Source organism: Marivirga tractuosa (assembly GCF_042140215.1).
Lineage (GTDB): Bacteria > Bacteroidota > Bacteroidia > Cytophagales > Cyclobacteriaceae > Marivirga > Marivirga tractuosa_A.
The window spans coordinates 3,631,703-3,650,530 of the sequence record NZ_CP159478.1 but is presented as its reverse complement, the minus strand read 5'-3'; the positions used below and the strand labels follow the sequence as shown (position 1 = coordinate 3,650,530).

Annotated in this window: 13 protein-coding genes and 2 pseudogenes; 8 read left to right on the top strand and 7 right to left on the bottom strand. The window is 34.9% G+C overall.

All coding sequences use genetic code 11. The features are described 5' to 3' along the window. Positions 1 to 150: 150 nt before the first annotated feature. Together ABWH96_RS16260 and ABWH96_RS16255 are read right to left on the bottom strand one after the other, a co-directional pair. A complete protein-coding gene (locus ABWH96_RS16260) occupies positions 151 to 924 on the bottom strand; it encodes an enoyl-CoA hydratase/isomerase family protein (protein WP_375578564.1) in 774 nt (257 codons plus the stop codon). A gap of 3 nt (positions 925 to 927) precedes the next feature. Then, on the bottom strand, positions 928 to 3,045 hold the full coding sequence (locus ABWH96_RS16255; protein ID WP_375578563.1) for a ComEC/Rec2 family competence protein: 2,118 nt from the start codon (positions 3,043 to 3,045) through the stop codon (positions 928 to 930). 580 nt (positions 3,046 to 3,625) lie between these two features. Between ABWH96_RS16255 and ABWH96_RS16250 the strand changes: the two are divergent. Both ABWH96_RS16250 and ABWH96_RS16245 read left to right on the top strand, forming a co-directional pair. Then, positions 3,626 to 6,050 (top strand): annotated as a pseudogene (locus ABWH96_RS16250) (penicillin acylase family protein). Beyond that, positions 6,047 to 6,418: a hypothetical protein gene (locus ABWH96_RS16245; RefSeq protein WP_375578562.1), complete on the top strand. Its 372-nt coding sequence runs from the start codon at positions 6,047 to 6,049 to the stop codon at positions 6,416 to 6,418. Before ABWH96_RS16250 ends, ABWH96_RS16245 begins: the two are co-directional and overlap by 4 nt. 104 nt (positions 6,419 to 6,522) lie before the next feature. Here ABWH96_RS16245 and ABWH96_RS16240 read toward each other — a convergent pair whose 3' ends face one another. Continuing rightward, positions 6,523 to 7,029, bottom strand: coding sequence for a DUF4920 domain-containing protein (locus tag ABWH96_RS16240; RefSeq protein WP_375578561.1), 507 nt, complete (start codon positions 7,027 to 7,029; stop codon positions 6,523 to 6,525). Between the two features lie 120 nt (positions 7,030 to 7,149). Between ABWH96_RS16240 and ABWH96_RS16235 the strand changes: the two genes are divergently transcribed. The 6 genes and pseudogenes from ABWH96_RS16235 (at position 7,150) to pyrE (ending at position 14,972) form a co-directional block, all read left to right on the top strand. Beyond that, the gene (locus ABWH96_RS16235) at positions 7,150 to 7,329 is read left to right on the top strand and encodes a hypothetical protein (protein WP_375578560.1); all 180 of its coding nucleotides are present in this window, start codon (positions 7,150 to 7,152) and stop codon (positions 7,327 to 7,329) included. A gap of 168 nt (positions 7,330 to 7,497) precedes the next feature. Then, positions 7,498 to 10,232: pseudogene (gene leuS / locus ABWH96_RS16230) on the top strand (leucine--tRNA ligase). Between the two features lie 235 nt (positions 10,233 to 10,467). Continuing rightward, the gene (locus ABWH96_RS16225; protein WP_375578559.1) at positions 10,468 to 10,704 is read left to right on the top strand and encodes a hypothetical protein; all 237 of its coding nucleotides are present in this window, start codon (positions 10,468 to 10,470) and stop codon (positions 10,702 to 10,704) included. Positions 10,705 to 10,820: 116 nt separating this feature from the next. Then, complete coding sequence (locus ABWH96_RS16220; RefSeq protein WP_375578558.1) at positions 10,821 to 12,728, top strand: RecQ family ATP-dependent DNA helicase; 1,908 nt, start codon at positions 10,821 to 10,823, stop codon at positions 12,726 to 12,728. Between the two features lie 83 nt (positions 12,729 to 12,811). Next, entirely contained in the window at positions 12,812 to 14,191 is a 1,380-nt protein-coding gene (locus ABWH96_RS16215; protein ID WP_375578557.1) for a TlpA family protein disulfide reductase, read from the top strand. Positions 14,192 to 14,321: 130 nt separating this feature from the next. Continuing rightward, complete coding sequence (pyrE, locus tag ABWH96_RS16210) at positions 14,322 to 14,972, top strand: orotate phosphoribosyltransferase (protein ID WP_375578556.1); 651 nt, start codon at positions 14,322 to 14,324, stop codon at positions 14,970 to 14,972. A gap of 117 nt (positions 14,973 to 15,089) precedes the next feature. Here the strand turns inward: pyrE and ABWH96_RS16205 are convergent, their stop codons facing one another. The 4 genes from ABWH96_RS16205 to ABWH96_RS16190 form a co-directional block, all read right to left on the bottom strand. Next, on the bottom strand, positions 15,090 to 16,082 hold the full coding sequence (locus tag ABWH96_RS16205) for a DMT family transporter (RefSeq protein WP_375578555.1): 993 nt from the start codon (positions 16,080 to 16,082) through the stop codon (positions 15,090 to 15,092). A gap of 317 nt (positions 16,083 to 16,399) precedes the next feature. Further along, positions 16,400 to 17,329 (bottom strand): carbon-nitrogen hydrolase family protein, encoded by a 930-nt coding sequence (locus ABWH96_RS16200; protein ID WP_375578554.1) that lies wholly within the window; start codon positions 17,327 to 17,329, stop codon positions 16,400 to 16,402. Between the two features lie 12 nt (positions 17,330 to 17,341). Beyond that, positions 17,342 to 17,956, bottom strand: a complete 615-nt coding sequence (locus ABWH96_RS16195) for a ribonuclease HII (RefSeq protein WP_375578553.1) — start codon at positions 17,954 to 17,956, stop codon at positions 17,342 to 17,344. Beyond that, entirely contained in the window at positions 17,953 to 18,756 is an 804-nt protein-coding gene (locus tag ABWH96_RS16190) for a transporter (RefSeq protein ID WP_375578552.1), read from the bottom strand. Before ABWH96_RS16190 ends, ABWH96_RS16195 begins: the two co-directional genes overlap by 4 nt. Between the last annotated feature and the right edge of the window lie 72 nt (positions 18,757 to 18,828).

Sequence of the window (18,828 nt, the reverse complement as noted above, 5' to 3'; positions counted from 1 at the left end):
TAAAATTTATGATTTCATGATTATTAAAATAACATTAAAATTACTATGATAAAACTAATTGAATTTTAATAAAGTTGCAATCTGGAAAAAAAAACTGATCATTTATTTATTTGTCAATCAGACTCTCTAAAAAACAGCAAAAAACTCCCATTACCATGTGGGAGTTTCTTTATTTAAAAATGCCGCTATTCCTTTTTTACAATCTTCTGAAGCTCTGGCTTTTGCATTTTGCTCTGCTGCATATTGCAAGCCTTCTTCCAATCCCTTTTCTTGCACTTCGGCTATCATTTGCTTGGTAAAAGCCATGGATTGACCAGAATTATTTTGGATCAATTGCTGAGCAAATTCATAAACAGTTTCTGAAAGCTTTTCAGCTTCCACCACTTCATTGACCAATCCCATTTTTTGGGCATCAACAGCTTCATATAATTTCCCTGATAATAGCAGTTCTTTAGACTTTCCTTCTCCAATTTTTCTTAATAAAAACACCTTAACGATGGCTGGAATAAAACCAATTTTCACTTCCGTATAGCCAAATTTTGCATGAGGAACGGTATAGGAGAAATCACAAACGGTAGCCAATCCACATCCTCCAGCTAAGGCATGTCCCTGAATTTCTGCTATCACTACTTTCGGATAAGTATAAATCTCATAGAAAAGCTCTTTCAAATGATTGGAGTCTTCTAGGTTTTCTTCATAAGTATTACCCTGTAACCCTTGGATATAAGCTAAATCAGCCCCAGCACAAAAAGCCTTTCCTTCTGCTCTAAGCACTATTAACTTTGCATTATCATCTTCCTTTAATTGTGCAAAAGCTTGTTTCAGCTCGCCTACAAATTCATAGCTTAATGCATTTCTCTTTTCTGGTCGGTTTAGAGTGATATAACCAATTCTGTCTTTAATTTCAATCTTAGTTAATTCCATAGTTTATAATTTCCATTCAAAAGCACCTTTTTCGGGCACTATGTAATAGTCTAAATTTTCTTTCTCAAATTTAGCTTTAAAGTTTTGAATGTAATAATATGAATTGGATGCATCTAGGACAATCCTCTTGGGATTGAAAAATTCAAGTAGCTTTTCTGGTTTTTGCAAAGCATCATTGCTAATAATCAATAAGTCTGCATCAATCGGTTCATTAAAAGTGAAATCTTCATCCAATTCTTGGTGCCAATGAAAAATTCGCTTATCCTCCCAAATAGCCAACTTCAATCCATAGAAATCCTCAAAAAGCTCCTTTTGATTTTCAGGTTCAAATCGATCAGGATGGAAATCAGCTATTCCAGCTTGCAATTGACTTGGGTAAACATGAAATCGGAGTTTATTTTTATCTTGAGCCAATTCCTCTTCCACTTTAAGATATTGCGAGAATCCAGTCCTGATTGCCAATGCATGATGTTTTCCAGTATCGTACACTATCAATTTCTTTTCTTGAAAATTATGATATTGACGTAAACAGATACTAACACTCATCAAAAACAAGCTTAAAACTGTCAATTTCAGGTAATTCAATTTCTTCTCTGAAATGAATAGCGCAATGAAGAAAAGCGCAATATAAATTAACCAGCTTTCAGGCGTATTAATGAATATACCATCAATAGTACTATTTGGAAAATAATCAAGGCTAAAAACCAAATAGTTAATGAGTTGGATAAAATGGTCTATCAAAAAGCCGATCCATCCTGCTGCCCACTCCCAGAAGGAAATGATTATTAAAAATAGACTACTATTTAAGATTACAAAAGCCGCTGGAATAACGACCAAGTTGGAAAGGAAAAAATAAGTTGGAAATTGGTGGAAATATAGTAATCCTAAAGGAGCAGTAGCTAATTGAGCAGCTATGGAAACACAGGTAATCGCCCATATCTTATCCCATAAAACGAACTTAAATTGCAGCAAGCCATACAATTTTGGCTGAAAAAAGACGATACCTAAAACTGCCAAATATGAAAGCTGAAAACCAACCGAAAATAATAAAAAAGGGTTAAAACTCAACAGCACAAAAGCCGAAGCTGCCAAAGTATTATAGATATTCGTTTGTCTTTTCATGGCTTGAGCCAAAATGATAAAACTAAACATCATGGCGGCTCTTTGTACAGATGGAGAAAGTCCAGTGATAAAAGCATAAGCCCATAAGACAGATATATTAATAACGGCAAAAAAGATTCTACCTCTTTCACGGTTTTGCCATCTTTTAAGAAGTGTAGAAACAATCAAAAAGATGATCCCCACATGCAATCCACTAACAGCTAAAACATGCATTGCCCCTGCGGCTGCATAAGCATTTCGTAAGTCATTATCGAGTTCATCTTTAATTCCTAGCGTTAAGGCTTTGGAAATGGCTAAAGAGCGGCCATTTTGAATGTATTCGTTCATTATCCCTTCCAGATATTGACCTGTTTTAATGGAATAAGCCATGATTAAATTTCCTTTGCCCTCATCTAGCTTTAGCCATTTTCCAGAAGTCACATATTGCTGATGATAAATCTGATCAAAGCCTAAAAACCGCTTGTAATTAAACTCCAGAGGATTCTTAGGAGCTTCCAATTCCCTTAATCTTGATTTGACTAATAACTGATCACCATATTTCAAGACTTTGGAAAGGCTGTCTTTTTGGAAATACACCATGGCATTTCCTGAATATTGCTGCCATTCATCATTAAGCAATACTTGTTGAATTTCTACTTTAAAACCATGCGATTTCGCAGTGCTTTTACCTGCATTAACCAAAATGGCTTCAAAAGCTTCAATTTCATCAGTATTTACATGAAGCAAATGTGCTTCATCATGTTTTTCTGATTTCCAATAAGCATTTAGATAGCCAAAAGAAAAGCAGATTAAAAAAGCTAAAACAGCAAAAGACACGGATTGATAGGATGGGAATTGATAGCCTCTAAAAAATTGAGCTGAAAGGTATAAAACCGTTATCGCACTAAAAATTAACAGGACAATTTGAAAGAAATTAGGAAGAAAAGTCCCAGCAACTATTCCAAGAGACATGAATAGCACAAAACGGATAAAGGCGTATCGGTTCCAAGCCTGATGCATATACTAAAGTAAGTAAAAAAGGTTTACAAACAATGCCTAAAATAAAAAAAGGGAGTGCTTACCAGCGTTCTAACCAAAACCTTACAAGATAATGACTGGTTGGGCTTTAATAATAATATTTTAGCCTGTAGCAACTCCCTAGGTGACGAATAGCAGCCTATAATTTTATGTTTTTTAAATGACAATTCCTATCTTATATAAATAGGTGAATCCATTTAAAATCTGCTATTTGATTTTATTAATGCTATAAATTATAAATAATGAAATTTAACGCAACTATATTGCAAATATAAGACAATATTCCATTAACGCAAATTATTTGCGTTAATGGAAATGTGTAAAATTTGGTAACAATTAAAAAGCAGGCTTAATTTCAACTTTGGAAACAGTTAAGATACTATTAATGCTAGTTCTTAAGGTGAATATTTTATATTCATTTTCTATGAAAAAATTGTCTTTATTTAAATCGGATTGTATATCCTCAGCAGTTTCAAAGCTCCCAGAGAATTTTTATAGCAATCCATTATATTATAAATCCAATTTTTTATACATTAGGCGGTGATTTAAAGCTTCAAACCTCATGAATTTCATAAAATTTATTTTCCCCTTTCTAATTTCATTGGCTTTAGTTGTGTTGCTCAATAATAAATGGGGTCAAATTCCTCCCTTGGGTAAATTTTTGGATCCTTACAATGGTTTTTGGGCCAATTCTGAAAATTTGGATGTTGGTTTTGAAGAAAGTCCTTCTATTTCAGGCCTTAAAGAAACGGTAAGCATTCATTATGATTCCATTCTTGTCCCGCATGTATATGCCAATAATGATCATGATTTATATATGGCGCAAGGTTATGTAACGGCACAAAATAGATTATGGCAAATGGAGTTTCAAACTCATGCGGCTGCTGGTAGAGTTTCTGAAATTATAGGAAAAGATGCCTTAGATTTTGACCGGTATCAAAGAAGGAATGGTCTATTATATGGAGCTGAAAAGGCAGTGAAAATGATGGCAGAAGATCCTGTAATTGGGCCATATTTAGACGCATACACAGAAGGTATTAATGATTATATTGAATCACTTAATTATAAAGATCTTCCGATAGAATATAAACTTTTGGATTATAAGCCTGAAAAATGGTCAAATTTAAAATCTGGTTTATTATTAAAATATATGGCGAATGATCTAGCAGGTGGTGATAGTGATGCTGAAAATACTCAATTATTAAAAATGCTAGGCAAGGAAAAATTTGACTTTTTATTTCCAGATCGATATCAAGATTTTGACCCTGTAATCCCTAAGAGTAAAAAATGGGATTTTGACCCTGAGAAAGTTGAAAGACCTGATTCTATTGAATTTCCACTGCTTTTTCCTTATGATAAAGCCCCACAGCCTGACCCTCAAAATGGAAGTAACAATTGGACTGTTCACGGGAGTAAAACCTCAACAGGCAAGCCAATATTAGCTAATGACCCACATTTAGGATTAAATCTGCCTTCAATTTGGTATGTTATGCATTTAAATTCACCAACTGTAAATGTTTTTGGGTCAACACTTCCTGGGGCACTAGGGGTAATTATTGGTTTTAACGATAATGTTTCTTGGGGGGTAACCAATGCTACCAGAGATGTTAGGGATTGGTACCATATAACTTTTAAGGACAAAGAAAAGAAAGAGTATTTTTATAATGGAAAATGGTTAAAGACCCAAAAAGTGATTCAGGAATTTGAAGTTCGTGGAGGGGAAAATTATTATGATACTATTTATTACACGCACCATGAACCGATAGTTTATGATGAAAATTTTAGATCTGAAAACAGCAAAACAAATTTTGCCTTGAGATGGACAGCTCATGATCCATCGAATGAACAATTGACTTTCCACTTGCTCAATAGAGCTCAAAATTATGATGATTACGAGACAGCTTTAACTCACTACGATTGCCCTGCTCAAAACTTTGCTTATGCAGATGTTCACGGAGATATTGCCCTATGGATTAATGGTAAGTTTCCTTTGCGTTGGGAAGAACAAGGTAAATTTATCATGGATGGCTCCAGAGCGGATATGGATTGGGCAGGTTTTATTCCAAGGGAGCATAATGCTTATATGAAAAATCCTGAACAAGGTTATTTAAGTTCAGCAAATCAAATCCCTGTGGATAGCACCTACCCCTATTATCACTATGACAGAGGATTTGAACATTACAGAAATAGAAGATTGAATAGGAAACTTAAAACATTGGAAAATATCACTGTTGAGGATATGATGCGATTGCAGAATGATAATTTCTCACTTTTAGCTTCTGATATTTTACCAAGTATATTGGATAGTTTGAATCGTAATAATATGAGTGAGCCAGAAAAAATAGCGTTTGATGCCTTATCCAATTGGAATTTTATGGCTGATCAAGATGCAATAGCACCTGCTTATTTCGAAATATTGTGGGATGACTTATACAGGAATCTATGGGATGAATTTTATGGCTTGGAAACTGCTGTTAGAAGACCTGAACTGCCAGTTACAGTTGAAATCTTAAAAGAGCATCCTGAAGAAAAATTTATAGACAATCAAAAAACTGATAAAATAGAAAGTATTACTGATTTATATCAAATGAGCTTTGAATCAGCTGTTGATTCAGTTGAAAACTGGAAATCAGCTAAAGAGAAGGAATTAACGTGGAGTAATTTTAAGAATACAACTGTTCAGCATTTGGCTCGATTAGCTCCTTTTAGTACTGATAATATTCAAATTGGAGGGAACAGACATATATTAAATGCAACTTCTGGAAGACATGGTTCGTTCCTGGAGAATGATTGTATCTTTAGAGCAGCCAATCAAAGCTTATGGTGTTTATCCTGGAGGGCAATCTGGGAATCCTGGTAGTTACTATTATGATAATTTAATTGAATCATGGAGTAATGGAGAATATTATGAATTGGAGAATAAATCCAATTCATCAGACCTAAGCAATATTGTTTTCACTCAAACTTTAACACCCAAAGTAAAATGAAATTTATCATTAGAACGATAATAATTGTAGTAGCATCGCATTTTTCATTACTATATTTTCCGTGGTGGTCAATGGCAATATGTGCTTTTTTTGCAGGAGCTTTAATTGCAGGTAAAAATTTAAGTACTTTTTTTAGTGGATTTGTCGGGCTAGGATTTCTATGGCTTATTCAATCCTTTATAATTCATAATGATTCAAATGGGATGCTTTCCAATAAGATAGCAGAGTTATTTGGTTTGAGTGATGGGGTTTTCATGGTCGTTATCTCTGGCTTGGTGGCAGGAATTGTTGGAGGATTTAGTACTTTGAGTGGTTTTCGCTTCAGAAGAATGTTTAGTAGAAATAAAAGTAGGGGTTTATACCGTTAAGATAACTTCTCAAAATATAATGAAAAGCAGTTCAAGTTAAAATTTGAACTGCTTTTCAATTTCATCATCTATAGCTCACTCACTAATCCTTTCTATTTTCCTTATTAGTTCATTATTTTTACACCTGAAGCCACAAATTTGTAATCCATTTTAGGTTCAATAATTTTAGCTATTTCTTCTTCTGATTCCCCTCCATCTTCAGCAAAATGCTTTAAAGTTTCCACATCAGTTGCTTCAATTTTAGCTGTTCCAATCATCTTTACAGATTTCCCTGCCAAATCCTTCGGCATGAAGAATCCATAGTCTTTGAAAGTAACACGCATTGTTTCCCCATTTGGTAAATCAACTTTCATCCAGCAACCTTTAGCTTGACAAACTTCTGTCACTTTAGCTTCTACAACAGCCATAACAGAATCATATGAATTCATGTCCCTTACTAAGATATCAAGTGTGGTTACATTTTCAACATTAAAAGATTCACCTAAAAAAGTATCCTCTTTCTCAGTTTCAACTTTTTCTTCAACTTCTGAAGATTGTTCAGAACTTTCTTTTTGATTACAAGCAGTAACTCCTACTGCCAATATCATGATTGATAAAAATATTTTTTTCATAAGTTTTTACATTTTGAATACGAAGGTAATTTTTATCTCGTTAATAAAAAAAGAAAAAAATCAATGCAACTTTTTAGGGTTTGGCATAATCATTGTAAAAGATATTTTAAATAGGATAAAATGGAAAGAAGTAAAAATATAAGCCGAAATCTCTTCCTAGCTATAGGAATTATCGTAGGCCTTTTGATTTTTCTTTTAGGTTCGCAACTCAATGCCAATTTGAGTCATGCACAAAAACAAGAGTTCAAAAATGAACAATTCAAAGAACCGAATCCTATAGTAAAGAAATTTTTTAGTTAGTTTTAGTTTAGTGATTAGTTGGTTAATGATTAAAGGTGCTTTCGAGCACCTTTTTTTATGCTATTTTTTTGAAAAGATTAGACTATTCTATTCCTTCCCAAGCCAAAAGCCTTAATTTTGCACTTTAAATTAATTAAAAATCTCCATCAGATTAATATATAAAGAATTATGTCAGAATATCAGTTCAGAGAAACCGAAAAGAAATGGCAAGCTTACTGGGAAAAAAACCAGGTTTTCAAAGCTACAGATGATTATACTAAACCAAAATATTATACACTAGACATGTTCCCTTATCCATCTGGAGCGGGCTTGCATGTTGGTCATCCATTAGGCTACATAGCTTCAGATATTGTTGCTCGCTATAAGAAACAACAAGGTTTTAATGTACTGCATCCTATGGGATTTGATTCATTTGGACTTCCTGCCGAGCAATATGCAATTCAAACCGGTCAGCATCCTGCTATCACTACAGAGCAAAATATTAATAGATATATAGAGCAATTAAAGAATATTGGTTTTGCTTATGATTGGGAAAGAGAAGTTCGAACCAGCGATCCATCATTTTACAAATGGACACAATGGATTTTCATGCAATTATTTAATAGCTGGTATGATTTGGTAGATGACAGAGCTAGACATATAGTTGTGTTAGAAGAACATTTTGAGAAAACGGGTAACCAATTAGTAAAAGCCGCTTGCGATGAAGAAATAGAGCAATTTTCTGCTGAAGATTGGTTTAATTACTCTGAGGAAGAAAAGCAAAAAATATTATTAAAATACCGAATTGCATATTTATCAGAAGCAGTTGTGAATTGGTGTCCTGCTTTGGGCACAGTATTGTCCAATGATGAAGTGAAAGATGGCTATAGTGAAAGAGGTGGCCATCCAGTAGAGCGTAAAAAGATGATGCAGTGGAGTATGAGAATATCCGCCTTTGCTGATCGCTTGCTTAGAGGATTGGAGGATTTAGATTGGCCAGAGCCGATCAAAGAAATGCAACGTAACTGGATTGGAAAATCGGTTGGAGCTCAATTATCCTTCCCTTTAGCTGAAAAAGAGGAGAATATTGAGGTTTTTACTACTCGAATAGATACCATTTATGGAGTTACTTTTATGGTATTAGCTCCTGAGCATGAGTTAGTAGAAAAAATTACAACTGATGCTCAAAGACAAGATGTTGAAGAATATGTAAGCATTGCAAAAAACCGTTCTGAACGTGAAAGAATGACGGAAGTGAAACGCGTATCAGGAGTTTTTACTGGAGCTTATGCTGTTCATCCTTTTACAGAAGAAAAAATACCTGTTTGGATTGGAGATTATGTTTTGGCAGGTTATGGAACTGGTGCTGTTATGGCGGTTCCTTCTGATGATGACAGAGATAAAGCTTTTGCAGAGCATTTCGATTTACCAATAGTAGAAGTAGTTGAAAATGATAAAATCATTAATTCTGACTTCTTAACTGGCTTAAGCATTAAAGATGCTCAAATGAAAGCTATTGACTTTATGAAGGATAAGGGGATCGGCTATGCTAAAATCAACTACAGAATGCGAGATGCTATTTTTAGCCGTCAGCGCTATTGGGGTGAGCCCGTTCCAGTTTATTTCAAAAATGGAATTCCTTATTTATTAGAGGAAGATCAATTGCCATTGGAGTTGCCTGAGGTGGATAAATATTTGCCTACTGAAGATGGAGAACCACCATTGGCCAGAGCTAAAAACTGGAAAACAGAAGAAGGTTATGAATTAGAAAAAAGTACTATGCCAGGCTGGGCAGGATCTAGCTGGTATATGTTCCGCTATATGGATGCTCAAAATCAAGATGCTTTTGTAGATGAAGAAAAGCAAAAATATTGGCAAAATGTAGATTTATATATTGGAGGTTCTGAGCATGCAACAGGACATTTATTATACTCGCGATTCTGGACGAAATTTCTTTATGATCTAGGCTATATCAATGTAGGAGAACCATTCCAAAAAATGATCAATCAAGGGATGATTCAGGGTAGATCAAATTTTGTGTATAGGGTAGAAGGTGAAAATAAATTTGTATCCTATGGATTAAAAGAGCAATATAAAACACAACGTCTACACGTTGACGTCAATATAGTACATAATGATGCTTTGGATTTAGAAGCTTTTAAAAGATGGAGACCTGAACATGCTGATGCGGAATTTATATTAGAAGATGGAAAATACATTTGCGGAGCGGAAGTAGAGAAAATGTCCAAATCCAAGTACAATGTGGTCAATCCGGATGACGTGATTGAAAAGTACGGAGCAGACACTTTGAGGCTTTATGAAATGTTCCTAGGGCAGCTTTGGAGCAATTCAAACCTTGGAATACTAATGGAATTGACGGAACTGCTAAATTCTTGAAAAAACTTTGGAGATTATTCCATGATGCGGATGGGAACTTCAAAGTAGAAGAAGGCGAAGCAGATAAAAAAGCTTTAAAAGCACTGCATCAGGCCATCGAAAAGGCGGAATATGACATTGAGAATTTTTCATTCAATACATCAGTTTCCACTTTCATGATTTGCGTGAATACCTTAACTGATCTAAAGTGCAATAATAAAGCCATCTTAAGTGATTTGGTTAGAATTATTGCACCTTATGCGCCTCATATTTGTGAGGAGTTATGGTCATTATTGGGCAATAAAGGAAGTGTATCAGAGGCCGGATGGCCAACATTCAATCCTGATTTTGTGAAAGAAGATGAGCACACCTATCCTGTTTCAGTAAATGGAAAGCACCGAGATAATATGACTTTTGCTTTGGATGCACCAAAGGAGGAAATAGAAAAGGCAGTATTAGCTAATCCTAAAGTTCAAAAGTGGGTTGAAGATAAGCCGATTAAGAAAATGATTATTGTTCCTAAGAAAATTGTGAATATTGTAGTTTAAATGGTCCAAGCGAGACGCTTGAACCAGTATAAGCTTTGTTCGGTCTGACGCATAGCGCGTCAGACCGATTACTTTTGTTGATACATTTGAGTTGGAACACTTGAGCCGGCACACCCAACTATGGTAGCTGGCGCAAGCGTCTCGCTTGTGTCTATCCTGTACAAACCAAAGTCCACAGTGGGCGCAGGAGTGTTCCTTTAAAACATAAATCAGTTCAATTTTTACTAAAGAAGTTATGAAAAGCAGCGCAGTAGTCCACGAATATTATAAAAGAGTTTTTGATGATTATATTGTTTTGGTGCAAGTCAATCCAATTGATTATAGTGGATTGGAACTTATCGTTCATCCCGACAAAAAACTGGAAAAGACCAAAATGCAATTTGATGAGGACATTAAAGAGGATTTGGAAGTGGATGAATTCAAACCTATTACGGCTTTAGAATTTAATTTGTATTTGAAGGGCTTAGCTTAAAGTAATTTGTTTTTTTAGCTATTTAATTCTGAATCTTTCCTTTCTCTATTTACTTTTTATATACAATTGATTAATATTTATAGCATATTAGAGAATTAGATACTATTTAATTGAAAATGCAAAACGCTAAAGCCATTGATGTTCTCCAAAAGTACTGGGGCTATGAAGCCTTCAGAAGTATGCAGGAGGATATTATCAATTCCATAACCACAGGAAATGATACTTTGGCTTTGTTGCCTACTGGAGGAGGGAAGTCTATTTGTTTTCAAGTGCCTGCTCTGATGAGTGAAGGTTTATGCTTAGTAATTTCTCCACTCATTGCTCTAATGAAAGATCAGGTAGAGCAATTGAAAAGAAGAAAAATCCCGGCTGCTGCCGTTTATTCAGGCATGACTTACCGTGAAATTGATATTTTGCTTGATAATGCCGCTCATGGCGCCTATAAATTTCTTTATGTTTCTCCGGAAAGACTGAAAACTGAGTTGTTTCTGGAGAGGGCGAAGAAAATGAATCTTAATCTGTTGGCAATAGATGAAGCCCATTGTATTTCTCAATGGGGTTATGATTTTCGTCCACCATATTTGGAGATAGCTAATTTTCGCGAGTTATTTCCTGATTTGCCATGCATAGCTTTAACTGCCACCGCAACAGAGGATGTTAAAATTGATATTCAAGAGAAGCTAAATTTCAAAAATGCGAAGCTTTTTCAAAAGAGTTTCGCACGTGATAATCTTTCTTATTCGGTAAGAAAAGTCGAAAATAAGGAAGCCAAGCTTTTTGAAATTTTACGGAAAATAGTCGGGACATCAGTAGTTTATGCAAGAAACCGTAGGCGAACAAAAGAAATTGCGCAGCTTTTGCAGAAGAATGGATTTTCAGCAGATTTTTATCATGCTGGACTTTCACAAACGGATCGAAACGCAAAGCAGGATGCTTGGTTGAAAGGAAACACTAGAATTATTGTTGCGACCAATGCTTTTGGAATGGGTATTGATAAACCTGATGTACGCACCGTAATTCACTGGGAATTACCCGATAATTTGGAATCCTATTATCAGGAAGCAGGTCGGGCAGGACGTGATGAAAAACCAGCCTTTGCAGTGGCGCTATATCACCTGCAGGATTTCAAAGAAATGGAAGAAAAGCATGAGCTTGCTCATCCTGATTTTGATTTTCTGAAAAAGTTATATCAGTCACTGGCTAATTATTTTAAAATAGCAATTGGATCAGGTGAGATGCAGAGCTATGATTTTGAAATTCAGGATTTCTGCCAACACTATAATTATGAAGTCTATCCTGTTTTTCATGCGCTAAAAGTTCTGGAAGAAGAAGGCTTTATTCAATTGAATGAGCACTTCTATAGACCTTCAGGCTTACATATTAATTTGGATTTTAAGGATTTATATGCCTATGAAATTGCCAATGCCAAATTTGAAAAGTTGATTAAAACGGTTTTGCGAATTTATGGTGGTGATATTTATCAGCAAGTGATTTTTATAAATGAATTGCAAATAGCCAAAATGGCTGAAATGAGCCCACAGGAAGTAGTAAAACAATTAAATTATTTGGATAAGGAAGGAGTGATGGATTATTCACCCAAATCTGATTCGCCTCAATTAACCTTTTTGGAAGCACGCCATGATGCTAATAAATTGCCTTTGAATAAAAAGCGATTGGAGGAACGGAAGAAAAGTAAATATGAGAAATTGATGGCAGTGAAAAATTATGTTGAAAATGATTTAGTCTGCCGCACTTTAAAATTACTGCAATATTTTGGAGAGTATAAAGAAGAAAAATGTGGAGTATGCGATGTCTGCATTAATGAGAAAAAATCAATGCATCAGGATAAAGATTTGGAGCAAAGAATCTTACAAATCCTAAAAGATTCCCATCTGAATATCGAACGTCTTTCTGAAAACATTGAAGGCTATGCCAAGGAAAAAGTGATTACGGCCGTTCGAAAATTAGATGATGAAGGTAAATTGAAAATGGATAAAATGGGGATGTTGAGTTTGGTGGAATAAGTTCCCAAATGAAAATCTTTACAAGGTTATACAATAAATCAACATTTTAAACTTTAATTAGTCTTTAAGTTAACTCCTACATTATGCGTCTAAAAACCTATTTAATAATCCTCTTTATAAGTTTGTGTTTCTTTGCTTGCAATGAGGAGGAAAAGCAGTACACGTCAATAATTTTTGAAGAGGAGTTTGAAGAAGATAGTTTAAGAGTATACTATTATGACTTACTTTCCCAAAAACAGATTTCAATTCCTAAAACAGATTCTAAATCTTCAAAAAACGAAATTAGATTCGATTTAGAGTCGGAAACTTATGCATATTTCGAATATCAAGATTCTACTTTTATAATTTATCTTGAACCTGGTTTTCAATTGAGGCATACATTCCTTACAAATAGTTTGGAGAAACCGCAAAATGAGGCAGAACAGTATCATCATGAATTGAGGAATGTCCAGAGAATGTTTTTTGATAACGAAAAACCCTATTTCTTTCAATTATCATTTGATGATTTTAAAAAGAGACAGAATTTATACATCAATAATCACCAAAAACTTCAGCGAGAGATAGAAAACCCCAAAATATCAGAATTAGTAAATGGATTTTTTGAAACCAAAATGGCGGTACATAAGCTGAATTACACTTTAGGCAATTATGATGTATATTCAGAACCCAATGAAGAAATTCTTTGGCTTCTAGATAATGAGGATTTTGAAATTTCTAATCTACAATTTGAAAGAAATAATCTGGAAGGTAATTTTGTTGTCCAAATGTATATAGATGCCATTGTATATCCAGAGCTTTCTAGACAGGGGATTTCCGATTCAAGTACCAAAAATAATTTACCACAGGCTATAGAACTCATCAAAAAAAGTAATATTAATCAAAATATGAAGGAGTGGTTGATTGCACAATCCATTTATATGAAGATTTATTTTTTGGGTCTTGACAGTGTAAATATCTCAGCTTTGGAGAATTTTCAATCTGAATATGACCAATCAAATTTTAGTAGGGCATTAACTGAATTAAAGGCTGAAACAGAAACTTTAAATCCAGGCTCAATAATTCCTAATCTAAATGCCCAAAAACAAGATTCTACTATAGTGTCTTTGCATGATTTAAAAGGGAAATTAATTTATCTCGATGTTTGGGCTACATGGTGTGCTCCTTGCATAGAGCAAATGCCCTATTCTAAAAAACTGGAGGAGCAATTTAAAGATAGGAATGTCGAATTTGTTTATCTTTCTGTAGATAGAGATAAAGAAAAGTGGGAGAATTTTATAGAGGATAAAGCGCTAGGAGGAACTCAGCTTAAAGCATCTGATATCAATGTGGTTTATGAAGACTTAAAGCTGTTTGGGGTCCCAAGGTACTTGCTAATTGATGAAAACAGTAGAATTATAGATGCTTATGCTCCTAGACCTTCAGATGAGGAAATTTATAATTTAATAGCTCAGAATTTACAATAAGATTGAGATAGGAGGTTTTTCTTGAATTAGTTTGAGAATAGGTTGTAATTTTAAACTATACCTTATCTTTTATTTCAGCCTTGCGAATAAAAATCCTAAATTTGCAAGGTATTTAAATCAAAACTTTTTCATGATCACCATCGCCAAACCAGAAATTGCACGTGCCATATCTTTAGAATTATTAGATGTTGGAGCCATCCAAATTAGACCTACTAAACCATTTACCTGGGCTTCAGGCTGGAAATCTCCCATTTATTGTGATAACAGATTAGCACTTTCTTTTCCTGAAACCCGAAGTATCATCAAACATTATTTATCTGATGTGATTCGTGCACAATTTCCTGATGCAGAAGCCATAGCAGGTGTTGCTACTGCAGGAATTCCGCAAGGCGTTTTGGTAGCAGAATCTTTGGATTTACCTTTTATGTACGTTCGTTCTAAGCCAAAAGGACATGGAATGGAGAATTTGGTAGAAGGGAAATTAGAAAAAGGTCAAAAAATTGTATTGGTAGAAGATTTGGTTTCCACTGGTGGTAGTTCCATTAAAGCAGCAGAAGCATTAAAATCAGCCGGTGCTGAAGTTTTAGGAATGGCAGCAATTTTCACCTATGGTTTTGATGTGGCAGTAGAAAATTTTGAGAAAGCTAATATTAAGTTGGTTTGCTTAAGCGATTATCCACATTTACTAGAAGAAGCTTTAGCAAAGAAATTAATTCAAAATGATGAGTTAGCTACTTTAAAAGAATGGCGAGATAATCCTTCTGAGTGGACAGCCCCCTAACCCCCAAAGGGGGAATTGGTCTCTCGGATTTAAATCATAGTAAATAAGTAATATTATCTCTATTAAAAGTTATAATTAAAATCTTTTTATAAATTTCTCCGCATTAAAATGTAAATCTTATTTCGTAAGTTTTTCCCCTTTGGGGGTTAGGGTGCTTTTAGCCTTCTTGATATTTGAAATTACAATTGCCAAAAGTATTGTAGTAACTCCCACCCATTGCAAAGCAGTCACTTCTTCTGCTAATAGCCAGCTAGAAAAGAAAACCGCTACTGGTAATTCAGCAGAACTTAAAATACTGCTGAGCCCCACTCCTGTTTGTGGAATGCCATAAGCATAGAAAAGAGGAGGAATTACAGTTCCGAATAATGCAAAGATTAATCCCCAAGACCATAAGCCTGCAGATAAACTTCCATTCCATAAAAATTCAGGCGGGAAAATCATAAAGATAAATAGGCAGGCACCTGTAATCATCATGGCACTTTTCTGAACAGGAATTAATGCATTGCCAACCCTTCCATTTGCCCATATAAATACTGCATAGAAAAAGCCAGCTAAAAAACCATATCCTATACCTTCTAAACTAAAAGGGATATTGTCTAAGCTGTAAACATTACCAGCTAAATAAGTCCCAAAAAGAATGAAGATAACCGAAATCCATTGCATTCGAGTAGGGAATTTTCGGTGAATAATGATTTCCAGCAGCATGCTGATCCAGGTAAATTGCATTAATAGAAGTATCCCAATCGAGGCAGGAAGTTCTTGGATGGATTTATAATAGCATAAACTGACTAATCCAGTACTTATTCCAGTAAGCAATACTTTCCAGCTGTTTTTCCATGTAAAATGGAATTTGATATTTTGAAATAAAGCTCTTCCTGCTAGGATGAGCCATAAAATAACGGCTCCAAAAAATACTTGCGCCCCAGTCACCTCTGCCAAAGTAAACCCTTCTTTGTAAGAAATTTTAACTAAAGTAGTTAAAACCCCAAAACTACAAGCACCTAAAAATACCAATATGGCTCCTCTTATCATTCCTTTTATTTTTTCGGATTGCAAAAATGAGGATTTTCTGGGAATATGAGGTGTGAAAGTTGAAATATTAAAGTTCATTTTGATAGCATCCGATCTGACGGTTAGAACCGTCTGTTAGGTAAATTGGAGGGTGAGATGGTATTCTAGGATAGCTATTAGACGGTTTTAACCGTCAAACCGCATGAAAGAAATGTCCGACATAAGCACATCATCAAGGTTGTCCTCAAATAGCGCAAGCGTCCGCTTGTGCTTTTAATAGGCAAAAACTCGCTTGTCTAATCTAAGCATCTCGCTTAGATTTTATGACATTCACTGTCATGGTCTGTATTCCACTGCTCATTCCGAGTTGGCGCTCGCGTGTCGCGAGTGCCTGACTAAACTCAACGAGTTGTCAATTAACTATCCTTCCTCATTTCAGGCTGGCCATTCACATCAAACCCAAAAACATCATTCCTAGCATAATGACCAATCACATCAAAATCCATTTTTGCTTTGACAATTTCATCATGGTCAATTTCTGCGGTGAGCAATCCTTCTTCATTGTACAAAGGACCAGCCAATACCTTTCCTAAAGGAGAAATAATGACACTTCCACCTCTCGATAGAATTTCTGGTCGGTCTTTTGCCAGCTCTTTTCGAAGATGTTCAGGATAATCACTATTTCTTATAAATTGATTCGATCCAATTACATAACATCTTCCCTCACAGGCAATATGAATCAAACTGCTATTCCAGCTGTCTCTCGAATCTGCAGTTGGAGCTACATAAATTTCTACACCTTTTTGATACATCGCCATTCGTGCTAAAGGCATATAGTTTTCCCAACAAATCAAACCTCCGATTTTTCCGATTTTAGTATCAAAAGTGGAAAGAGTAGTGCCATCACCCTCTCCCCATACCAATCTTTCAGCAGCAGTTGGTTTAAGTTTTCGATGTTTTCCCATCATTTTCCCATTAGGAGAAAAATAAAGCAATGTGCAGTATAAGGTCTTGCTTACAGAATCTCTTTCAGTTATACCTAAGGTAATATACATTTCATATTCCTTTGCCCATTCAGCAATTTGTTGAGTTTCTTCAGCTCCTACTTCCACACTATTATCCCAATATTCCCTAAATTGATCTCTACCTGCTTCCGTTCTGCTGCCCACCACAGTTCCGAAGCCCAAGCCAGCCGGATAAGCAGGAATAAAGCTCTCAGGAAATACCAATAGTTTAACGTTCTGATTAGCTGCTTTTAGAATCCATTTTAATACAATATCCATGGATTTGGATTTGTTGAATAAGGCAGGGGTGGCTTGTACACAGCCAACTTTAAATTTTTTCATGATTTAAATTCATTAAACTTCTTTCTCAAATATCTCCAACTGCCTTGGCAATAGCTGAAATGATTTTCTATGATGTTCAGTTATTCCAAATTCTTGAATTCCAGCTCTATGTTGCCTGGTTGGATAACCAACATTTCGTTCCCAACCATAATGTGAATGGATTACAGACAATTCTCGCATCAGATTGTCTCGATATTCCTTTGCAAGAATAGAAGCAGCGGCTATACTAAAGTATTTACTATCTCCTTTAATGATGCATTCATGTGAAATTTCTTGATAAGGAGTAAACCGATTTCCATCTATCAATAAAAAATCAGGTTTTTGTTTTAACTGATCTAAAGCTTTATGCATGGCCCAGAATGAAGCTTTTAAAATATTTACCTGATCAATTTCTTCAGGACTGCATTCTGCTATAGCCCATGCTATACTTTCTTCTTTAATAATACCTACCAACTCAGCTCTTTTCCTTGAACTTAATTTTTTGGAATCAGTCAAGTAGGGATGAGTGAAATTTTGTGGTAAAATAACTGCTGCAGCCACAACGGGTCCTGCCAAACAACCGCGACCCACCTCATCGCAACCTGCCTCAAATTTATTGTTTATATGGAAAAACGCCTTTAAACTCATTTCTCTATTTTGAAAAGATAGCCTAACCCTAATGCTAAAAAGCTTTGTTGATATTCTACTAAATTATTTGTTTGTTGAACCAAGTCAAAGCCTGCATGAATATCTAATTGAAATTTCGGATTTATCAAATACGTAATTCCACCATCAAAATAATTTAATGGAGTAAGTTGCTGGGATCGGAAACCATATATTTCAGCATAAACAGATAATTTTTCGCTTAAACTATAACCAGTATTAAGTGTATACCTTAGGCGTCCAAAATCATTATGACCTTTGTCAAAGCCTAAATTTCCCATTAAATACCATTCTGGATTTAATTGATACTTTGAAGTTAATTGAATTCTATAAAAGCTATTTCTTTGAAAGGTCTCTGGGCTAAAAGTATTAAAGCCGTATTCTGCCACAATTGCTGTCTGAGGAGTCAGTCCTTTTTCTTTTAATAAATTAATTTTTGTTCCGACTACAACAGGCCCTGAAAAACTTTGCCATATAAACTGTGGACTAGTGCCTGATTCCAATAATCTTTCGCTTTGATAACTTTGACTCAGTCGTAACTCAACTCCTTCGATTAAACCATACTTAATTAATGTGTTGTTCCAGTTTATGAGCTGAAGTCTATCGCTAGGATTTACCGTCTCACTTTCATATGAAAACCCAGCCTCAATTTGAAAATATCCTTTAGGGATGGTCTTAGGATAGTCTGAAAAGCCAGGCCTATCGGTATTGATTTGAATACTATCTTCTTGAGCTTTTAATTGAATTGAAAGCATTAATAGAATTGTAAAAAGAATATATCTCATTTGCGAAATTTTATGAAATGCAAGTTAATAAAAATTCAGTATTCAATATAATGATGTTTTCGGTAAACCTTT